This window comes from Pseudomonas sp. MT3 (genome assembly GCF_054720805.1).
The window spans coordinates 113,445-132,553 of record NZ_JBTVPY010000017.1 but is presented as its reverse complement, the minus strand read 5'-3'; the positions used below and the strand labels follow the sequence as shown (position 1 = coordinate 132,553).

The 19,109-nt window shown below is 67.1% G+C and carries 16 protein-coding genes; 6 read left to right on the top strand and 10 right to left on the bottom strand.

Features of this window, described 5'->3' with window-relative positions:
- Positions 1-2,079 (bottom strand): retention module-containing protein (locus tag ACYCAX_RS18360; RefSeq protein ID WP_460248553.1); only part of this gene is annotated, 2,079 nt, incomplete at its 3' end.
- 341 nt (positions 2,080-2,420) lie between these two features.
- On the opposite strand from ACYCAX_RS18360, the gene ACYCAX_RS18355 reads away from it, so the two are divergent.
- Genes ACYCAX_RS18355 through ACYCAX_RS18345 form a run of 3 tightly spaced genes read left to right on the top strand, consistent with a single transcriptional unit; the run spans position 2,421 to position 7,338 of the window.
- Positions 2,421-3,773 (top strand): TolC family outer membrane protein, encoded by a 1,353-nt coding sequence (locus tag ACYCAX_RS18355; RefSeq protein ID WP_460248552.1) that lies wholly within the window; start codon positions 2,421-2,423, stop codon positions 3,771-3,773.
- Between the two features lie 48 nt (positions 3,774-3,821).
- Positions 3,822-5,978: a type I secretion system permease/ATPase gene (locus tag ACYCAX_RS18350; protein WP_015476063.1), complete on the top strand. Its 2,157-nt coding sequence runs from the start codon at positions 3,822-3,824 to the stop codon at positions 5,976-5,978.
- Positions 5,968-7,338: an HlyD family type I secretion periplasmic adaptor subunit gene (locus ACYCAX_RS18345; protein WP_294977842.1), complete on the top strand. Its 1,371-nt coding sequence runs from the start codon at positions 5,968-5,970 to the stop codon at positions 7,336-7,338. Before ACYCAX_RS18350 ends, ACYCAX_RS18345 begins: the two co-directional genes overlap by 11 nt.
- A gap of 210 nt (positions 7,339-7,548) precedes the next feature.
- Here the strand turns inward: ACYCAX_RS18345 and ACYCAX_RS18340 are convergent, their stop codons facing one another.
- The 6 genes from ACYCAX_RS18340 to ACYCAX_RS18315 form a co-directional block, all read right to left on the bottom strand.
- On the bottom strand, positions 7,549-8,190 hold the full coding sequence (locus ACYCAX_RS18340) for an NAD(P)-dependent oxidoreductase (RefSeq protein WP_294977844.1): 642 nt from the start codon (positions 8,188-8,190) through the stop codon (positions 7,549-7,551).
- A gap of 115 nt (positions 8,191-8,305) precedes the next feature.
- A complete protein-coding gene (locus ACYCAX_RS18335; RefSeq protein WP_015476066.1) occupies positions 8,306-8,938 on the bottom strand; it encodes a potassium channel family protein in 633 nt (210 codons plus the stop codon).
- Positions 8,939-9,009: 71 nt separating this feature from the next.
- Entirely contained in the window at positions 9,010-9,894 is an 885-nt protein-coding gene (gene mmsB, locus ACYCAX_RS18330; RefSeq protein ID WP_294977846.1) for a 3-hydroxyisobutyrate dehydrogenase, read from the bottom strand.
- A gap of 130 nt (positions 9,895-10,024) precedes the next feature.
- Positions 10,025-11,128, bottom strand: a complete 1,104-nt coding sequence (locus ACYCAX_RS18325) for an enoyl-CoA hydratase/isomerase family protein (RefSeq protein WP_294977849.1) — start codon at positions 11,126-11,128, stop codon at positions 10,025-10,027.
- 10 nt (positions 11,129-11,138) lie between these two features.
- Positions 11,139-11,957, bottom strand: a complete 819-nt coding sequence (locus ACYCAX_RS18320) for an enoyl-CoA hydratase (RefSeq protein WP_015476069.1) — start codon at positions 11,955-11,957, stop codon at positions 11,139-11,141.
- Positions 11,958-12,181: 224 nt separating this feature from the next.
- Positions 12,182-13,345: an isobutyryl-CoA dehydrogenase gene (locus tag ACYCAX_RS18315; protein WP_294977852.1), complete on the bottom strand. Its 1,164-nt coding sequence runs from the start codon at positions 13,343-13,345 to the stop codon at positions 12,182-12,184.
- Between the two features lie 148 nt (positions 13,346-13,493).
- Between ACYCAX_RS18315 and ACYCAX_RS18310 the strand changes: the two genes are divergently transcribed.
- From ACYCAX_RS18310 to ung, 3 genes are all read left to right on the top strand, one after another.
- Entirely contained in the window at positions 13,494-14,372 is an 879-nt protein-coding gene (locus ACYCAX_RS18310; RefSeq protein WP_015476071.1) for an AraC family transcriptional regulator, read from the top strand.
- A gap of 101 nt (positions 14,373-14,473) precedes the next feature.
- Positions 14,474-15,040, top strand: coding sequence for a hypothetical protein (locus ACYCAX_RS18305; RefSeq protein ID WP_015476072.1), 567 nt, complete (start codon positions 14,474-14,476; stop codon positions 15,038-15,040).
- Between the two features lie 54 nt (positions 15,041-15,094).
- Positions 15,095-15,787, top strand: a complete 693-nt coding sequence (gene ung, locus ACYCAX_RS18300; protein ID WP_015476073.1) for a uracil-DNA glycosylase — start codon at positions 15,095-15,097, stop codon at positions 15,785-15,787.
- Positions 15,788-16,008: 221 nt separating this feature from the next.
- Here the strand turns inward: ung and ACYCAX_RS18295 are convergent, their stop codons facing one another.
- Genes ACYCAX_RS18295 through ACYCAX_RS18285 form a run of 3 tightly spaced genes read right to left on the bottom strand, consistent with a single transcriptional unit; the run spans position 16,009 to position 19,040 of the window.
- Positions 16,009-17,052 carry an AbrB family transcriptional regulator gene (locus tag ACYCAX_RS18295; RefSeq protein ID WP_294977857.1) on the bottom strand — a complete coding sequence of 348 codons (1,044 nt, stop codon included), beginning with the start codon at positions 17,050-17,052 and terminating at the stop codon, positions 16,009-16,011.
- Positions 17,045-18,562 (bottom strand): tripartite tricarboxylate transporter permease, encoded by a 1,518-nt coding sequence (locus ACYCAX_RS18290; protein WP_460248551.1) that lies wholly within the window; start codon positions 18,560-18,562, stop codon positions 17,045-17,047. Before ACYCAX_RS18290 ends, ACYCAX_RS18295 begins: the two co-directional genes overlap by 8 nt.
- A 10-nt stretch (positions 18,563-18,572) precedes the next feature.
- Positions 18,573-19,040: a tripartite tricarboxylate transporter TctB family protein gene (locus ACYCAX_RS18285; protein WP_294977863.1), complete on the bottom strand. Its 468-nt coding sequence runs from the start codon at positions 19,038-19,040 to the stop codon at positions 18,573-18,575.
- Positions 19,041-19,109 lie beyond the last annotated feature (69 nt).

Here is a 19,109-nt window from a genome sequence, read left to right as displayed (position 1 = left end):
GTCATTGCTCAGCACATTGCCAGTGGCGGTGTTGTCCTCGTCGACAGTGTTGCTGTCCGGGGTCAGTACCGAGGCATCGTCTACCGGGGTCACGTCGGCGAAGTGCAACTGCGCGGTATCGGTGGCGGTGCCGTCGCTGACGGTATAGGTCGCGCTCGGCACCGGGCCGTTGTAGTCCTTCGCCGGGGTAAAGGTGAAGCTGCCGTCGGCGTTGATCACCAGGCTGCCAACGCCGTTGAGGGTGGCGGTCTGGCCGGCGTTGTAGCTGTTGCCGTCGAAGGTGAAGTCGGTGACGGTCAGGGTGTCGCCGTCGACGTCGCTGTCGTTGCCCAGCACGTTGCCGGTGGTCGCCGTGTCTTCGGTCACGGAAAGCGGGCCGTCGTCCTGGGCAACCGGCGCGTCGTTCACCGGCGTGACATCGATGCTGACGACCGACTCGACCGTGCCGCCATTGCCGTCGTTGACCACCACGGTAAAGCTGTCGCTGCCGTTGTAGTCCGTGCCCGGGGTGTAGGTGTACTCACCGGTCGCCGGGTTCAGCACCAGGGTGCCGTGGGCCGGCTCCGCGCCTGGCTTCAGGGTGTAGCTGAGGGTGTCCTGGTCGGCATCGGTGGCGACGATCTGCCCGGTGATCGGCGTGTCCTCGGCGGTGGTCCGGGATTGATCGGCGGTTTCCGGCGCGTCGTTCACCGGCGTGACGTCGATGCTGACGACCGACTCGACCGTGCCGCCATTGCCGTCGTTGACCACCACGGTAAAGCTGTCGCCGCCGTTGTAGTCCGTGTCCGGGGTATAGGTGTATTCGCCGGTCGCCGGGTTCAGCACCAGGGTGCCGTGGGTCGGCTCCGCGCCGGGCTTCAGGGTGTAGCTGAGGGTGTCCTGGTCGGCATCGGTGGCGATGATCCTGCCGCTGACGGGTGTGTCTTCGGCGGTGGTGTTCGATTGGTCGGCGGTGACCGGCGCATCGTTCACCGGGCTGACGTTGTCGAAGCTCAACTGCGCGCTATCGGTGGCGTTGCCGTCGCTGACGGTATAGGTCGCGCTCGGCACCGGGCCGTTGTAGTCCTTCGCCGGGGTAAAGGTGAAGCTGCCGTCGGCGTTGATCACCAGGCTGCCAACGCCGTTGAGGGTCGCGGTCTGGCCGGCGCCGTAGCTGTTGCCGCCGAAGGTGAAGCCGGTGACGGTCAGGGTGTCACCGTCGACGTCGCTGTCGTTGCTCAGCACGTTGCCGGTGGTCACCGTGTCTTCGGCCACGGGAAGCGGGCCGTCGTCCTGGGCAACCGGCGCGTCGTTCACCGGGTTCACGCCGACGTTGACGGTGAGGGTGTCGCGACCTCCCTGGCCGTCATCGACGATCACGGTGAAGCTGTCATTGCCGTTGAAGTTCTGCCCGGGAGTGTAGGTGTAGGAACCGTCGGCGTTGACCACGACGGTTCCGTTACGCGGACCGTCGTCGAGCTCGAAGCGCAGCGGATTGCCGTCCGGGTCGTCGGCGCGCAGTTGGCCGCTGACCGGGGTGTCTTCGTCGGTGCGGATAGTGGCGTCCTGTCCGCGCGGCGCATTGTTCGGCGAGGGCTGGTCCTGCGCGTCGTTGTCCTGGCCCAGGTTCTGCTGCTGGCGGGCGAACGACTGGTCGTCGGGGCTGGTGGGGAAGCCGATGTCCGGGGCGACGCGGCCGGCGGTCTCATCGAGCATCACGAAGCTGTGGCCGCCGCCGGCAGCGCCGGAGCTGCCGCTGGAAGCACTCGGGCCCGCCGCGGTGGGCGCCAGGGATTGGGTCGGGTCGAGACCGGCGGCGATGGCTTTCTGCAGGTCCTCGGTGCTCGGTACGGAGAGTTGCGGCTGCGCGCGCGCGGACGCCGCGTGCGGCAGGTCGGCGCCGCTCCACTGGCTGTCGCGGCCCAGGTCGACCACGCGGCCGTCGCCGGTATCCAGGGTCACGGCACCGGCGGCGCCGGTGACCAGCTGTTCGCCCTGGTAGATGCGGTCACCTTCGACAAGGACGCGCTGGGCGCCTTCGGGGGAAACCGCAACCACTTGTCCGATGATGCTTTTGACGACGGCGACGACGCTGCTCATGCACTTCTCCTGATGAGGCTTACCTGGTGTGCCAACCGGGCTGCCGTTTTCCATATCGGCGCCAGGGGCATTCCCTGTCATTCAGAGCGAAATATCTGACGTCAATAACTTGGCTTATACCAAATGGATATTGTGTATATGCCAATGTATTGACCATTCGCGTGCCATCCTAAACAATTGGCAAATCGATGTCACTTTGATATCGGGCGTTCGTGTAAAAAAATTTAGCGTGAAGTGCATCACGCTTTTGATGAACCCTTGCAGCGCATTTGTCGGTTTTTTGACGCTCCTTGCGGCAATCGAATCGCTGCGGCTATCTCACTGATAAGGATGTTTTCCTCATGCGCCTGCGCTTCGCTTCCGTAGTGCCCTTCGCCCTTTCCTTCGTCCTGTCCGCCCATGCCGACACGCTGAACCAGGCGATGCAGAAGGCCATCGACTACCACCCGGAAATCCAGGCCGGGGTGAACAATCGGCTGGCCGCCGACAAGCAACTGCGCGCTGCACAGGGTGGCTATCTGCCGTCCGTTGAACTGTTGGGTGGCTATGGCCGCGAAGGCACCGATTCGCCCAGCACCCGCGCCCAGGGTGACGATCACTGGAAGACCATGAGCCGTGGCGAATCCAGCCTGCGCCTGCAGCAGATGGTGTTCGACGGCTTCGCCACCTCCAGCGAAGTGGGCCGCCAGCAGGCCACCGTGAACTCCCGTGCCTACGCGCTGCTCGGCACTTCCGAGCGCACCGCGCTGGAAGTGGCCCAGGTCTACACCGACGTGCTGCGTCGCCAGGAAATGGTCCGCCTGGCCGAGTCGAACCTGAAGCGCCACCAGCAGGTGTATGACCAGATCAGCCTGCGTAGCGCGCGCGGCGTCGGCCGCCTGGCCGACCAGGATCAGGCCGAGGCGCGCCTGGCCCAGGCGCAGAACAACCTGCTCACCGAACAGACCAACCTGGCCGATGCGCGCACCAACTATTTCAGCGTGGTGGGCAGCGAGCCGGTGGACCTGGCCGAACCCTCGGGCCTGAACGGCCAACTGCCGGCGGACCTGCAGGCGGCGCGCCGCCAACTGCTGGAAAACAGCCCGATCCTGCGTTCGGCGGAGTCCGATGTCGCGGCGGCGGAAAAGCAGTACGAAGCGGCGAAGTCGACCTTCTATCCGAGATTCGATGCAGAACTTTCGCGCGGTGCCGATAACAACGTCGACGGCGATCCGGGCCACAACAACGAATGGCAGGCGATGCTGCGCATGCGCTACAACCTGTTCGCCGGCGGCAGCAACAAGGCCGACCTGGAAGCCAAGTCGTACCAGGCCAACCAGGCGCTGGATATCCGCAACAACGCCCTGCGCCAGTTGAACGAGGAGCTTGGATTGTCCTGGAACGCCCTGGCCAACGCCCGTGACCAGTTGCCGATCGCCCGTCAGTACGTGGACTACAGCACCCGCGTGCGCGAGGCCTACCAGAAGCAGTTCACCATCGGCGAGCGCACCCTGCTCGATCTGCTGGACAGTGAGAACGAGCTGTTCAACGCCTCGCGCCGCGCGGTCGACCTGAAGTACACCGAGCTGTTCACCCAGTACCGCATCAAGGCCACCCTGGGCGAACTGCTCAAGAGCCAGGGCGTGGTGGCGCCGATGGCGACCGTGGTGAGCAACGACGTCAAACCGCAAGTCCAGCTGCCGGGCCTGAACTGAATCGGTCCCCAGCCCAATCCAGTCCGCCCCAACCGAGAGTGTCCCCGCGTGGATCAAGAAGTCAGCGAAGTACCCCTAAGCCACGATCCGCGCGGTCTGCTCGATGACCCGCTGCTGGACAGCCTGCTGACGCTCTGTCAGCTGCACCAGAAGCCGGCCAGCCGGGCGATGCTGACCAGCGGCCTGCCGTTGCCCGGGCAGCGCCTGAGCGCCGAACTGCTACCCCGCGCGGCCGCTCGCGCGGGCTTGCAGGGGCGGCTGCTGCAGCGGCGCCTGGAGCAGATTCCGGCGCTCGCGCTGCCGGCCATGCTGTTGCTGCGCGAAGGGCGTTGCGCGGTGCTGCTGGGTTGGGAAAACGACGGCCAGGCGCGCCTGCTGCTCAGCGAAAGCGACGGCGGCGAGGTGCGCGTGTCCCGCGAGCTGCTGCTCGAGGATTACAGCGGCCAGGCCTTCTTCGCCCAGCCGCAGCACAAATTCGATTTGCAGCACGGCGAACTCATTCCGCGTGCCAAGAGCTGGTTCCGCGACACGCTCAAGCGTTCGCGCTGGCTCTACGTCGATGCGGTGGCCGCGAGCCTCTTGATCAACCTGATCGCCCTGGCCGCGCCGCTGTTCGTGATGAACGTCTACGACCGCGTGGTGCCCAACCAGGCCGCCGCCACCCTCTGGGTGCTGGCCATCGGCATCAGCGGCGCCTACCTGTTCGACCTGCTGCTCAAGACCATGCGCGGTCTGTGCCTGGACCTGGCCGGCAAGAAGACCGACCTGATCATCTCGGCGACGCTGTTCGAGCGCATCGTCGGCATGAGCATGAAGTACCGCCCCGCGCGGATCGGCAGCTTTGCGCAGAACATCCATGAGTTCCAGACGCTGCGCGACTTCCTCAACTCGCTGACGCTCACCACCCTGATCGACCTGCCGTTCACCCTGCTGATCCTGCTGGTGATCGGCATCATCGGCGGGCCGCTGGTGTTCGTCCCGCTGGTGGCCTTCCCGCTGGCCGCGGGCCTGGGCTGGGTGCTGCAGAAGCCGCTGGTGGAAACCATGAACCGTACGATGGCGCTGTCCGCCGAGCGCCAGTCGAGCCTGATCGAGACCCTGGCCAGCCTCGACGCGGTGAAGGTGAACAACGCCGAGAGCGAACGCCAGTACCTCTGGGAACAGACCATCGGCACCCTCAGCCGCCTGGAACTGCGGGTGAAGCTGCTGTCGTCCCTGGCGATGAACAGCACCGTGCTGATCCAGGCGCTGGCCGGGGTCGTCATGATCATCGGCGGCGTCTACCTGATCATCGCCGGCGACCTGTCGATGGGTGGGCTGATCGCCTGCTACATGCTCAACGGCCGCGCCCTCGGCCCGCTGACCCAGCTCTCCGGGCTGATCCAGCGCTACCAGCAGGCGCGCCTCTCGATGGAAACCACCAACCAGATGATGGAGCTGCCGCAGGAGCGCAGCGCCGACGAGCGTCCGCTGACCCGTTCGCAACTGCGCGGTGGCATCGAGATGCGCGACCTCGATTTCGTCTATCCGAACCAGCAGGTGGCGGCGCTGCACGGCGTCAACCTGCAGATCCGCGCTGGCGAGAAGATCGGCATTGTCGGCCGCAGCGGCTCGGGCAAGAGTTCCCTGGCCAAGCTGCTCGTCGGCCTCTACCAGCCGGACAAGGGCAACCTGCTGGTGGACGGCGCCGACGTGCGCCAGCTGGACATCAGCGAGCTGCGCCACAACATCGGCTACGTGCCGCAGGACATCAGCCTGTTCAGCGGCACCCTGCGCGACAACCTGGTGTCCGGCGCGCGCTACGTGGATGACGAGCGTGTGCTGGAAGTGGCCGAGCTGACCGGGGTGAACGAGTTCGTCCGCCTGCACCCGCAGGGCTTCGAGCTGCAGGTCGGCGAGCGCGGCCTGAACCTCTCCGGCGGCCAGCGGCAGAATGTCGCCCTGGCCCGCGCGCTGCTGCTCGACCCGCCGATCCTGCTGCTCGACGAGCCCACCAGCGCGATGGACAACGCCGGTGAGGAGCGCCTGAAGCAGCGCCTGCACTCGATCATGGGCGACAAGACATTGCTGCTGGTCACCCACCGCGCCTCCATGCTCAGCCTGGTGGATCGCCTGGTGATCATCGACAAGGGACGTATCATCGCCGACGGTCCGAAGGATGTGGTGATGGACGCATTGAAGAAGGGGCAGATCAGTGTCGCTTGATCCCAAAGGCAGCATTCGCCACGTCATCGGTGGCTATTTCAAGGGCGGCGACAACCTTTCCGGGCAGCCGCTTCCCGAAGTCAGCAAGGCGCTGGTGGAAGACGCCCCGCGCGTGGTGCGCCTGACCATCTGGGTGCTGATCGGCTTCGTCCTGTTCCTCGGCCTGTGGGCGCATTTCGCCGAGATCGACGAGGTCACCCGTGGCGAGGGCAAGGCGATTCCCTCGTCCAAGGTGCAGAAGATCCAGAACCTGGAGGGCGGCATCGTCTCGCAGATCTTCGTTCGCGAAGGCGAGGTGGTGCAGGCCGGGGAATCGCTGATGCGCCTGGATCCGACCCGCTTCGAATCCAACGTCGGCGAGACTGAGGCCGACCGTCTGGCGATGTTCCTGCGAGTGGAACGGCTGTCCGCCGGAGTGGAAGACCGCGAGCTGAACATCCCCGACGACGTGCGCGCCAAGGTGCCCGGCCAGGCCCGCAGCGAAGAGGCGCTGTTCCACAGCCGCCAGCAGCAGCTCAAGGACGAAGTCGCCGGCCTTGAGCAGCAACTGGTGCAGAAGCAGCAGGAGCTGCGCGAGTTCGTCTCCAAGCAGACGCAGTACCGCAACAGCCTGGGCCTGCTGCGCGAGGAAATCTCCATGTCCGCGCCGCTGGTGGCGCAGGGGGCGATGTCGCAGGTGGAACTGCTGCGCCTGAAGCGTTCGGAAGTGGAGAACCGTGGCCAGCTCGACGCCACCACCCTGGCCATTCCGCGCGCCGAGGCGGCGGTGAAGGAAGTGGAGCGCAAGATCGCCGAAACCCGCTCGCGCTTCCGCAGCGAGGCGCTGAAGGAGCTCAACGAGGCGCGCACCGACCTGAGCAAGGCCGAGGCCACCGGCAAGGCGCTGGAAGATCGGGTCAACCGCACCCTGGTCACCTCGCCGGTGCGCGGCATCGTCAAGCAACTGCTGGTCAACACCATCGGCGGCGTGATCCAGCCGGGCAGCGACCTGGTGGAGATCGTCCCGCTGGACGACACCCTGCTGGTAGAGGCACGCATCCGTCCGCAGGACATCGCCTTCCTGCGGCCGGGGCAGCACGCGATGGTCAAGTTCACCGCCTACGACTACACCATCTACGGTGGGCTGGAGGCGGACCTGGAGCAGATCGGCGCGGACACCGTCACCGACGACGATGGCAACAGCTTCTACCTGATCAAGCTGCGCACCCGCAAAAGCCACCTGGGTACCGATGACAAGCCGCTGCTGATCATCCCCGGCATGATCGCCACGGTGGACATCATGACCGGCAAGAAGAGCATCCTCAGCTATCTGCTCAAGCCCATCCTGCGGGCCAAGGCGGAAGCGCTGCGGGAGCGGTGATCGCGGGAGCGCGGAGCGCTCCTGCAGATCGACTCCACAGCGCGCTGCTCCTGTAGGAGCGGAGCTTCTCCGCGAAGGTCCCGGTTCAGGAGTCGCCTGGAGGTCTGTTCGCGAGCAAGCTCGCTCCTACAGGGCCAGGCCCATCCGTGTGGCCAGGCAGGGCGCCGCTCTTCGTAGGAGCGAGCTTGCTCGCGAACCTGCCGAATCGAATCAATACGCCACGGTAAACCGCTGCTGGTGATGGTTGGCCTGCTCGGCCTCGTCGATCATTGCCACCGCCAGGTCCGGCAGGGAGATGCGACTCTCGCCGTTGCCATCGAACAGCACCTGGTCACCACCGATACGGAAGCTGCCGGTGCGGACTTCGCCGTCGAGCAGCATCGCCGGGCTGAGGAAGACCCAGTCCAGCTCTCGCTCGCCGCGCAACTGCTCCAGCGCATCGGCGGCGCCCAGCGCACCCTGCTTCCACTGCGCGGGGAATTCCGGGCTGTCCACCAGGCGCTGGCCGGGGGCGATCTCCAGGCTGCCGGCGCCGCCGAGTACCAGCAGGCGCTTTACCCCCGAGGCCTTCACGCCGTCGACAATCGCGCGGCTGCCATTGGCGTGGGCGTTGCGGATGTCCGGATGGCTCCAGCCGGCGTTGAAGGCGCTGATCACCACGTCCTGGCCGGTGACGGCGTGGGCGACCCGGGATGGATCGCAGACATCCGCCCGGATCACCTGCAGGCGCTCGCGTGGCGTCAGTTTGGCGGGGTCGCGGACCAGGGCGGTCACTCGATGACCACGGCGCAGGGCTTCTTCGAGGATGTAATGGCCAACGTGGCCGGTGGCGCCGATCAGGGCAATGTTCATGGAATCACCTTGTGTGGGATGAGCCGTGGGGTACGGCGGGTGATTCATCCTGGTCATGGAGCCGCTGCGGATAAAGCCCTGCTGGCATCATGCATTCGTAAGCGTGGCTTCACAGTCAGTCCCCGCGGTCATCGTTCACCAGGCTGACGCCACGGGCCACCGCGAGGGCCATGAACAGCACGCCCATGATCGCTTCGCTGCCGGCCAGGAAACGCGCCAGCGGGTGTACCGGCACGATGTCGCCGTAACCGATGGTGGTCAGGGTGACCATGCTGAAGTAGACGAAGCCGGGCATGTCCAGCGGCCCGCTGCTGCTCTGGAAGCTATGGGGATAGAGATGGTCGATCAGGTTGTAGGTGAGCGCGAAGGACAGCACGAAGTTCAGGTACAGCGCACAGAGCCCATAGAGCAGTTCGCGGGTCACCGGCCGCTGCTGGGTCACCCGGTGGAACAGACTGATGACCAGCAGCAGGATGAAGCCGATCTGTGGAATGCCTCGCTTGAGCAGCGGATGAATGTGCCACCCGTCGGGAGCGAACGCCATCGCGAGGCTGAACGTACCCATAGTGCAGAACAGGTAGAACCAGCGGCTGTGGCTGCGGACGGTATTCAGCCCGGCGAGGACCATCAGCACCAGACTGATCAGTTCCAGCGCGATGGGCGGCTGGGGGATCGACATGACCAACAGTACCAGCAGCACGCTGTTGAGCAGCAGGCGGAAACGGTAGTGCGACAGGAATTGCTTCAAGATGACAGCCCGGTCTGGGTAACGAATTGTTCAGTCTGGGACAGCCACCTGCCGGACTTCCAGGCCGCACCTCAGGAATCGAAGAGTTTCTGTATGACGGAAAAGTCCTGTTCTCCGTGGCCTTGTTTCACCAGTAGCCGGTACAGCGCCAGCGCCAGGCTGCTCATCGGCGTGCTGTTGCCGCTGACCTGTGCGGTTTCCTGGGCCAGGCCCAGGTCCTTGGTCATCAGCGCCGTCATGAAGCCGCCGGTGTAGCCGCGCGAGGCGGGGGCGGCTTCCATCACGCCGGGCCAGGGGTTGTAGACCTCCAGGGCCCAATTGCCGCCGGAGCTGCGGCGCATGATTTCCGACAGCACCGCCGGGTCGAGCCCGTTGGCGGCGCCCAGGGCCAGGGATTCGGCGGTGCCGATCATCAGCACGGCGAGCAATTGGTTGTTGCACACCTTGGCCACCTGGCCGGCGCCGTCGCCGCCGGCGTGGAAGATGTTGCGGCCCATGACTGAGAACACCGGACGCGCGCGTTCGAGCACCTCGGCATCGCCGCCGACCATGAAGGTCAGGGTGCCGGCGATGGCCCCGCCGGTACCGCCGGACACCGGCGCATCGAGCATCGGGATGCCGCGCTCGGTGGCGGCCTGGTGAACCTTGCGGGCGGAGGCGGGGGCGATGGTGGAGCACTCCAGCACCAGGGTGCCGGGAGCGATGTGCGTCAGCAGGCCGTCGGTGCCCAGGTAGAGCCCCTCGACGTGCTGGCTGGCCGGCAGCATGGTCACCACGATGTCGACGCCGTCGACCGCGTCATGGGCGCTACGCGCCGCGCTGGCGCCCTGGGCGACCAGGCCGTCGATGGCGCTCTGCACCAGGTCGAACACGCGCAGCAGGTAGCCGGCCTTGATCAGGTTGGCGGCCATGGGAGCGCCCATGTGGCCGAGGCCGATGAAGGCGATGGTTTGCATGCTGGTTTCCTCCTGTTCAACGACGACAGGCACTCCAGCGCTTTTGCTTTTCGTAGGAGCGAGCTTGCTCGCGAACAGGTTCCGTAGCGAAGCCGTTCGCGAGCGAGCTCGCTCCTACAGAGAGGGCACCCTACAGATCCGCCAGCGGATGCTCGCCCTCCCAGGTCGCGTCGAAGTGCGCATTCACCACTGCATCAGGTATGGCAGCGATATCCGGCCAGTGCCAGTGCGGAGCGTTGTCCTTGTCGATCAACCGGGCGCGCACACCCTCCGAGAATTCCGGGTGACGGCAGCAGTTCAGGCTCATCGCGTACTCCATGCGGAACACCTCGGCCGTCGACAGATGGCGCGCGCGGCGAATCTGTTCCCAGACCAGGCGGGCCGTCAGCGGGCAGCCGGATACCAGGCTTTTCGCGCCCTTGGCGATCAGCGCATCGCTGTCCTCGGTGAGCGGCGCCAGCGCATGCCAGGCCTCGACCACGTTGGCGCAGTCCAGCAGGGCGTCGATGCGCTCTCGGCGCGGCAGCAACTGGGCTTGCGGCAGTTCCCCGCGCGCCTCGTGCTCCAGCGCACGGAGCAGGCTGTGCAACTGCACGTCAGCCTGTTCGCGCCAGTTCAGCTGCACCAGCCCCTCGATCAGGTCGTCCTGCTGGGTGTCGAGCAGGAAGCGGTCGGCCAGGTCCAGGTCCAGCGCGTCGCGGGCGTTCATCTGCGTGGCGGTCAGGCCGAGGAACAGGCCGAGGCGGCCGGGCAGGCGGGCGAGGAACCAACTGGCGCCGACGTCCGGGTACAGGCCGATGCTGACTTCCGGCATGGCCAGCCGGCTGCTCGGGGTGACGATACGTATCCCGGCGCCCTGCATCAGCCCCATGCCACCGCCCATCACATAGCCGTGGGCCCAGCAGATCAGCGGTTTGCCGTAGCTGTGGATCAGGTAGTCCAGGCGGTATTCGTCGGCGAAGAAGCGGCGGGCCAGCTCCGGCACCTCGCCGGGTTTCTCGCGGCAGGCGTCCACCAGCTTGCGCACGTCGCCGCCGGCGCAGAAGGCCTTGCCGCCGTTGCCGCGCAGCACCACGCAGGCGATCTGCGGGTCGTCCTTCCACACGCTCAACTGATGGCCCAGCGCTTCGATCATCGGCAGGCTCAGGGCATTCAGGCTCTTCTCGGCATCGAGGGTGGCGACGCCGATACGGAAACCGTGCAGGCCGGGGCGCTCTTCGAACATCACGTTCATGGTCAGTCCCTTACTGGTTGCGCCAATGCGGTTCGCGTTTTTCCAGGAAGGCATTCACGCCTTCGCGGGTGTCGTCGGCATCGAACAGGTCGACGAAGCGCTCGCGCTCTTCCGGCAGCCAGGTGGTCGGACCGCGTAGACGGGCGCCCTGGATCAGCGGTTTGATGGTGCGTACCGCCACCGGGCTCTGGCGGGCGACCTTGGCGGCCAGCAGCAGGGCGGTGCCGCGCGCTTCGCCAGTGTCCACCACCTGCTCGACCAGGCCGATGCGCTGCGCGGTGTCCGCGTCGATGCGCTCGCCGCAGAGGATCATGCGCTTGGCCCAGCCTTCGCCTACCAGCCAGGACAGCGCCTGGGTGCCGCCGGCGCAGGGCAGGAGGCCCACGGCGGCTTCCGGCAGGGCCATCTGCGCCTGGCGCTCGGCAATGCGGATGTCGCAGGCCAGGGCGCACTCCAGGCCACCGCCCATCGCGTAACCGTTGATCGCGGCGATGGACACGCCGCGGAAGTCGCGCAGGGTTTCGAAGGCTTCGCCGAAGCGGCGGGCCATCTCGCGGGCGCGGGCCTTGTCGCCGTCGGCGAACATGTTCAGGTCGGCGCCGGCGGAGAAGAATTTCGGCCCCTGGCCGGTCACCACCAGGGCATAGATATCGTCATCGCGGTTCAGGTGCTCGACCACCTGGCGCAGGCCGATCAGCGAGTCGCGGTCCCAGGTGTTGGCCGGCGGGTGGTTGATGGTGATCAGCGCGGTATGGCCGTGCTTCTCCACCGTCAGCTTGTGGGTCAGGTCGAAGACTCCGGGCTTGTAGGGCTCGAGGGCGTTGCTCATGGGCATCTCCTTGTCGGTGCCGCCGGCGGGCGGACGCTTGGGGCATGGACTCTAGGTGCGTGCCGTGGGGCGCGTCCATGTCCGATCTGTTCGATTGCGCCCGCGCGGGCGGGCGGTTTTTCCAGTGAAGCGGCTCTTGGCTTTTCGTAGGAGCGAGCTTGCTCGCGAACCAGAACCCGCAGCGGGGCATGTTCGCGAGCAAGCTCGCTCCTACAGGGAAAGCGTCAGAGCAAACGATCCAGCATCCCGCCCTGTTCCAGCAGGCGGCGGGCGACTATGACCCGCATGATCTCGTTGGTGCCTTCCAGGATCTGGTGCACGCGGCTGTCGCGCACCCAGCGCTCCAGCGGGTAATCGTTGAGATAGCCGTAGCCGCCGTGCAGCTGCAGCGCCTCGTTGCACAGGGCGAAGCAGCGGTCGGTGGCGAAGCGCTTGGCCATTGCGCAGTAAAGGGTCGCCTCGCCGTCCTTGTGGTCCAGCTTGTGCGCGGCCAGGCGCACCATCTGCCGGCTGGCGGTGAGGTCGGTGAGCATGTCGGCGAGCTTGAACTGCAGGGCCTGGAACTCGGCCAGCGCCTTGCCGAACTGCTTGCGCTCCTCGACGTAGCGCAGCGACTGCTCCAGCGCCGCCTGGGCCGCGCCGAGGGAGCAACTGGCGATGTTCAGGCGACCGCCGTCCAGGCCTTTCATGGCGTAGACGAAGCCCTGGCCCTCCGGGCCGATGCGGTTGCCGGCGGGGATGCGCACGCCTTCGAAGGTAATGGTGCGGGTCGGCTGCGCCTTCCAGCCCATCTTGTCCTCGTTGCGACCGTAGCGGATACCCTCGGCGTTGGCCGGCACCAGGAAGCAGGAGATGCCCTTGGCACCGTCCACGCCGGTGCGCGCCATGACGATCAGAACGTCGGTGGCGCCGGCGCCGGAGATGAAGGTCTTGGCCCCGTCCAGCACGTACTCGTCGCCATCGAGGCGGGCGCGGGTGCGCAGGTGCGCGGCGTCGGAGCCGGCGTCCGGCTCGGTAAGGCAGTAGGACGCCAGCAACTCGCCACCGATCATCCCCGGCAGCCACTGCTCCTTGAGAGTGGCGTCGCCGAAGCTGGCGAGCATCCAGCTGGCCATGTTGTGGATGGTGATGTAGGCGGTGGTGGCGACGCAGCCGGCGGCCAGTTGCTCGAAGATCAGCGAGGCGGACAGGCGCGACAGGCCCAGGCCGCCGTCTTCCTCGGCGATGTACAGGCCCAGGTAGCCCTGCTCGGCGGCGCGGCGGATCACCTCCACCGGGAAGTGGTGCTGGCGGTCCCAGTCGGCGGCGTGGGGGGCCAGTTCGCGGCTGGCGAAGGCGCGGGCGCTGTCCACCAGCAGGCGTTGTTCTTCGGACAGATCGAAATGCATGCAGCTACCTCGGATTGTTCTTGTCGGCCACATCGTCGCGCAGCGCGCGAATTTTCATCGTTTATAGCGATTGCGGGGGCCGCTGTGGATTGACGATCTTGCTCGATGGATGGACGATCTTGGTGTTCATGAGCGCGGAAATCTTCCCATGTCCCGTCCCCTCATCTCGTCCTGGCCGCTGCCGCAGCAGGGCGTCCGCTTCATTACGCCACCGCGCCTGCGTCGTGCGCTGGACCGCCACCCACTGGGCCAGGCCTGCTATCCACTGGCGCTGGGTTACTACCCGGCAGCGGTCGGACACCGCATGGAGCGGGAGAGCCCGGACGACCACCTGCTGATCTACTGCAGCGCCGGCCACGGCTGGTTGGAAACCGAGGATGGACGATTCGAGGTTGCCGGCGGGGATCTGCTGGTGCTGCCCAAGGGCCGTGCCCATACCTATGGCGCCGACGCGCAGCGGCCCTGGTCGATCTTCTGGGTGCACCTGGATGGCCGGCTGGCGGAGGAGTTCCTGCGGCCTCTGGGCAAGTCGCCGCGCCTGCGGGTCGGCGTGCAGCCGCGTCTGCTCGGCGAGTTCGATGCGCTGCTGGCCTTGCGCCGCCAGGGCCTGAGCCTGCCGCACTTCATCCATGCCGCGCACCTGCTGCAGAGCCTGCTGACCTCGCTGGCTCTGCGTCCGGTGCGGGCGCGACTGAAGTCCGGGCGCGTGCTGGACGTCGAGGCGGTGCAGGCGCTGATGCGCGAGCACCTGCACGACGCGCTGAACCTCGACGAGCTGGCCGCGCAGTTCCGCCTGTCGCGCTTCCACTTCGCCAAGACCTACCGTGCGCTGACCGGGCAGGCGCCGATCCAGGACTTCATCCGCCTGAAGATGACCCACGCCTGCCGCCTGCTCGACCAGAGCAATCTTGAAGTGCGCCAGGTGGCCGAACAGCTCGGCTACGCGGATGCCTACTACTTCTCGCGGCTGTTCAAGCGCGTGGTGGGCATGGCGCCCAGTCATTACCGCGAACTGCACGCGGGATGATGGGGATGGCGCGCCGTGTCGCCCAGGCTGGCGTGCCTGACCGCGCGCGCCGCGCGGGTGGACGCTAGTCTGCGACGACTGCCGAGAGAAGGACGTACGCCATGCTCCCTGTGATCGCCGAACTGCTGTTGACCCTGGCCTGCGCCGCCGCGGCCTGGCTCGCCCTGCGCGAGCGCCACGGCTGGCGGGCGCTGGGCTTCGGCTTCATGGGCGTTGCGGCATGCCTGGGGATGCTGGAGTACGCCGGTGCCGCCGCGCTGGCCGAGCCCCATCGCCAGGCGAGCGTAGTGTCCGCCGCGGTGGGCCTGCCGCTGATCGCGCTGGGACGTGTGGCTGGCGGGGCCGGCCGGCAGGCGCTGGTGTTGCTGGCCGGCGGGGTACTGATGGTTTTCCCGCCGCCGCTGACGCTGCTGGCCAACCTGGTCGCGCTGCTGGTCATCGCCTGGCCGGGGCGTTCGCGGCGCTATACGCTGGCGCTGCTCGGTGCGCTGCTATTCGTCGGCAGCGGCCTGCTGATCGGCACCCACGGCGAATGGGGCGGCGTGCCGCGGCGAGAGCTGTTCCACATGGGGCTGACGATCGCCGTGGCGGCCTGGGTGCTGGCCGGGTTGGGCAGTGGAGCAGGCCGTCTGCCGGGGCTGTCGACGCCGAAGCAGCGGGCGCCTTGACTTGACCGGGACGCTTGCTTAGCGTGCCGGTTCGTTTTACCAGGCAGACGCACCATGACGAATGAAGATCGGATCAAGCTGGAAGCCAGCTGGAAGGAAGCCCTCCACGAGGAGTTCGAGAAGCCCTACATGAAACAGCTGGGCGAGTTCCTCCGCGCGGAGAAGGCCGCCGGCAAGGTGATCTTCCCGCCCGGTTCGCTGATCTTCAACGCACTGAACACCACGCCGCTGGAGCAGGTGAAGGTGGTGATCATCGGCCAGGACCCCTACCACGGTCCCGGGCAGGCTCACGGTTTGTGCTTCTCGGTGCAGCCGGGGGTGCCGACGCCGCCGTCGCTGCAGAACATCTACAAGGAGCTGCAGCGCGACCTGAACATCCCGATTCCCAACCACGGCTACCTGCAGCACTGGGCCGAGCAGGGCGTGCTGCTGCTCAACACCTCGCTCACCGTCGAGCAGGCGCGTGCCGGCTCCCACGCCCAGGCCGGCTGGCAGCCGTTCACCGACAAGGTGATCGAGGTGGTCAGCCAGCGCTGCGAGAACCTGGTGTTCCTGCTCTGGGGCTCCCATGCGCAGAGCAAGCAGAAGCTGATCGACGCGCAGAAGCACCTGGTGCTCAAGTCGGCGCACCCCTCGCCGCTGTCGGCCTACCGGGGCTTCCTCGGCAACGGGCATTTCAGCCGCACCAACAAGTTCCTCGAACAGCACGGCCTGGCCCCCATCGACTGGTCGCTGCCGCCGGTCTGACGGGCCTGTGCCTGGTTAGGATGGAGCTCCCCTGCGGGGGGAGCAGGCCTACCCTGTAGGAGCGAGCGCGCTCGCGAACGCCTCGACGCTCGATCCACCGGGAGATCCGTTCGCGAGCGAGGGCCAGGCTCCTCCCGCGCACCTACGAAGATCAAAAAAAGAGGCCCGCACGGGGCGGGCCTGGAGAAATCGCCGGGGAACTCAACCCGGCGAGCGTGGCACTACTCTGCCGCCTCGGCGCGACGCTGCCAGAGGCGGAAACAGGGTTCGGCGAGGAACAGCACCAGCAGCAGGCGCAACACCTGCAGGGCGGTCACCAGCGGCACCGAGAGCTGCAGCGCCTCGGCCGTGAGGCTCAGTTCGGCGATGCCGCCGGGCATCATGCCGAGCATCAGCGACTGGTGGTCCAGCGGCCCGAGCCAGCCGATCAGCTCTGCCACCAGCGCCGCCGCGAGCATCATCCACAGGGTGCAGACCAGGCTGCGGCCGACGAAGGCCGGCGCATTACGGAAGAAACTGCGATTGAAGTGACAGCCCAGCGCGCTGCCGATCAGCCACTGGCCCAGCGAGCTGCTGCCTGCCGGCAGGCCGATCTGCAGGTCGGCGGCGACGGCGGCGACGGCGCTGACCAGCAGCGGCCCGAGCAGCCAGGGGTTGGGTTGGCGCAGCGTCTGCAGGATCAGCGCGACGACCGCGCCGGCCGGCAGCAGCAGGGCCAGCCAGGCCCAACTGACCGGGGTCGCGTGGGCGCTCGGCGGCGGGGTGTCCAGCAGCCAGGTGAAGGCCGCCGGCACCAGCAGCACCACCAGCAGCAGGCGCAGGCTCTGCGCCGCCGCCACTCGGCTGGACTGCGCGCCGTGGCGCTGGCCGAGGTTGACCATCTCGCTGGCGCCGCCGGGCATGCTGGAGAAGAACGCGGTGGCGCGGTCTTCGCCGGCACGCCGCAGCAGGACGATGGCGGCCAGGCTCGACAGCGTGGTGGCCAGCGCGCCGACCAGCACGATGGCGCCGTGTTCGAGCACCTGCTCGACCACCGCCGGGGTGAAGTGCAGGCCGATCCCGGTGCCCACCACCCATTGTCCGGCCTTGCGCGCGCCGGGGACTTCCGCCAGTGGCCAGTCGAGCAGGCAGCGGCTGAGCATCACCGCCAGCAGCGAGCCGATCATCCACGGCAGCGGCCAGCCGACCCCGTCGGCCAGCCAGCCGCCGAGGGCGCCGATCAGGGGCGTAGCCCAGAACAGGCGCCAGTTCACCGGTTTACGCATCGGCCAGTTCGACCGGAGCGCGGCGGGCGCGCTTGCGCCAGGCGCGGTACAGCGGCAGGCCGAGCATGAGGGCGACCAGCGCCCAGGTGCCGATGGCGATGGGGCTGGACCAGAGGATGCCCAGCTCGCCGTTGGAGATCGACAGAGCGCGGCGCAGATTCTGCTCCATCAGCCCGCCGAGGATGAAGCCCAGCAGCAGCGGCGAGAGCGGGAAGTCCAGCTTGCGCAGGATGTAGCCGAGGATACCGATGGCAACCATCAGGAACAGGTCGAAGGTGGTGGCATGCACGGCATACACGCCGATCGCGGTGATGATCGCGATGCCCGGCACCAGCGCCCAGTTCGGCACCGAGAGGATGCGGGTGAACACCCGGACCATCGGCACGTTGAGGATGATCAGCATCACGTTGGCGACGAACAGCGAGGCGATCAGGCCCCAGACGATCTGCGGCTGCTCCTGGAACAGCAGCGGGCCGGGGGTGATGTTGTACAGCGACAGGGCGCCGATCATCACCGCCGTGGTGCCGGAGCCGGGAACGCCCAGGGTCAGCATCGGCACCAGGGCGCCGCACGCCGCGCCACCGATGGCGGTTTCCGGCGCCGCCAGGCCGCGCAGGTCGCCTTTGCCGAACTGCCCTTTGTCGCCGGCCAGTTTCTTCTCGGTCATGTAGGCCACCGCGCTGGCCAGGGTCGCGCCGGCGCCGGGCAGTACGCCCATGATGAAGCCGAGCAGGCCGCAGCGCAGGTTGATGACAAAGACCGAGGCGGCCTCCTTGACGTTGAACAGCATGCGCCCGCTGGCTTCCACCGCCTTGTGGCCGTGGTGGGTCTTCTCCAGCAGCAGGAGGATTTCGCTCACCGAGAACAGGCCCAGCACCAGCACCACGAACTGGATGCCGTCGGAGACGTGGATGTTGTCGAAGGTGAAGCGGTACACGCCGCTGTTGGCGTCGATCCCCACGCTGGAGAGGAACAGGCCGAGCAGCGCGGCCAGCAGGGTCTTCAGCGGCCGGTCGCCGGCCAGACCGCCGAGGGCGACGATGGCGAAGACCATCAGCACGAAATATTCCGCCGGGCCGAAGGCGATCGCCCATTTCGCCAGCAGCGGGGCGAACAGCACCATGCCGCAGGTGGCGATGAAGGCGCCGATGAACGAACTCCACGCCGACAGCGACAGGGCCACGCCGGCCAGGCCGTTGCGCGCCATCGGGTAGCCGTCGAGGGTGGTCATCACGGTGGAGGCTTCGCCGGGGATGTTCAGCAGGATCGAGGAAATCCGTCCGCCGTATTCGCAGCCCAGGTACACGGCGGCCAGCAGGATCAGTGCCGATTCCGGCGGCAGGCCGAGGGCGAAGGCCACGGGGATAAGCAGGGCCACGCCGTTGATCGGGCCCAGGCCCGGCAGCAGGCCGACGACGGTGCCGATCAGGGTGCCGATCAGCGCGGTGATGAGGTTGTAGGGCGTCAGGGCGACACCGAAGCCCTGTCCGAGATAGCTGAGCGTTTCCATTGCGATGTCCTCAGAGCAGGGGTTCGAGGATGCCCAGCGGCAGCGGGACGTCCAGGGTGCGGTCGAACAGCGCGTACAGGCCGATGGCGAGCAGCGTGGCGGTGATCACGCTGGCCATCGGCCGGCCGCCGTAGATCAGCGCGATGAAGGTGCCGACCAGCGCGCTGGCGGGAATGAAGCCCAGCGGTTCGAACAGGCCGGCGTAGACCGCCAGCAGGGTGATGCAGAGCACGACCTTGGCCAGCAACGCACCTTCCAGCGCGGGTTCGTCTTCCTCGCGCTTGATCGGCGTGGGGCGGGCGATCAGCCAGGCGAGGCCGGCGGCCATCAGGCCCAGGCAGAGCAGCGGGTAGGCGCGCGGGCCGACCGGCTCGTAGGAGAACGGCGCCTGGTAGTTCCAGGCGACCAGGGCTAAGGCGACGCAGGCGAGCAGCCAGGCGCCGGCGAACAGCCGCTGGAAGAGGCTGGGTTGCGACATGGGGAGACTCCTTGTGTCGGGGGGTCCAAAGAAAAGGCGAAAAAACACCAGGCGTGACCCAACGAAGAC

What these genes read in the sequence shown, in the direction of transcription:
- ACYCAX_RS18290 (WP_460248551.1), bottom strand. Translation starts at nt 18,562, where the DNA reads ATGGAAACGCTCAGCTATCTCGGACAGGGCTTCGGTGTCGCCCTGACG.
- ACYCAX_RS18340 (WP_294977844.1), bottom strand. Translation starts at nt 8,190, where the DNA reads ATGAACATTGCCCTGATCGGCGCCACCGGCCACGTTGGCCATTACATC.
- ACYCAX_RS18285 (WP_294977863.1), bottom strand. Translation starts at nt 19,040, where the DNA reads ATGTCGCAACCCAGCCTCTTCCAGCGGCTGTTCGCCGGCGCCTGGCTG.
- ACYCAX_RS18355 (WP_460248552.1), top strand. Translation starts at nt 2,421, where the DNA reads ATGCGCCTGCGCTTCGCTTCCGTAGTGCCCTTCGCCCTTTCCTTCGTC.
- ung (WP_015476073.1), top strand. Translation starts at nt 15,095, where the DNA reads ATGACGAATGAAGATCGGATCAAGCTGGAAGCCAGCTGGAAGGAAGCC.
- ACYCAX_RS18325 (WP_294977849.1), bottom strand. Translation starts at nt 11,128, where the DNA reads ATGAACGTGATGTTCGAAGAGCGCCCCGGCCTGCACGGTTTCCGTATC.
- mmsB (WP_294977846.1), bottom strand. Translation starts at nt 9,894, where the DNA reads ATGCAAACCATCGCCTTCATCGGCCTCGGCCACATGGGCGCTCCCATG.
- ACYCAX_RS18320 (WP_015476069.1), bottom strand. Translation starts at nt 11,957, where the DNA reads ATGAGCAACGCCCTCGAGCCCTACAAGCCCGGAGTCTTCGACCTGACC.
- ACYCAX_RS18315 (WP_294977852.1), bottom strand. Translation starts at nt 13,345, where the DNA reads ATGCATTTCGATCTGTCCGAAGAACAACGCCTGCTGGTGGACAGCGCC.
- ACYCAX_RS18310 (WP_015476071.1), top strand. Translation starts at nt 13,494, where the DNA reads ATGTCCCGTCCCCTCATCTCGTCCTGGCCGCTGCCGCAGCAGGGCGTC.
- ACYCAX_RS18305 (WP_015476072.1), top strand. Translation starts at nt 14,474, where the DNA reads ATGCTCCCTGTGATCGCCGAACTGCTGTTGACCCTGGCCTGCGCCGCC.
- ACYCAX_RS18295 (WP_294977857.1), bottom strand. Translation starts at nt 17,052, where the DNA reads ATGCGTAAACCGGTGAACTGGCGCCTGTTCTGGGCTACGCCCCTGATC.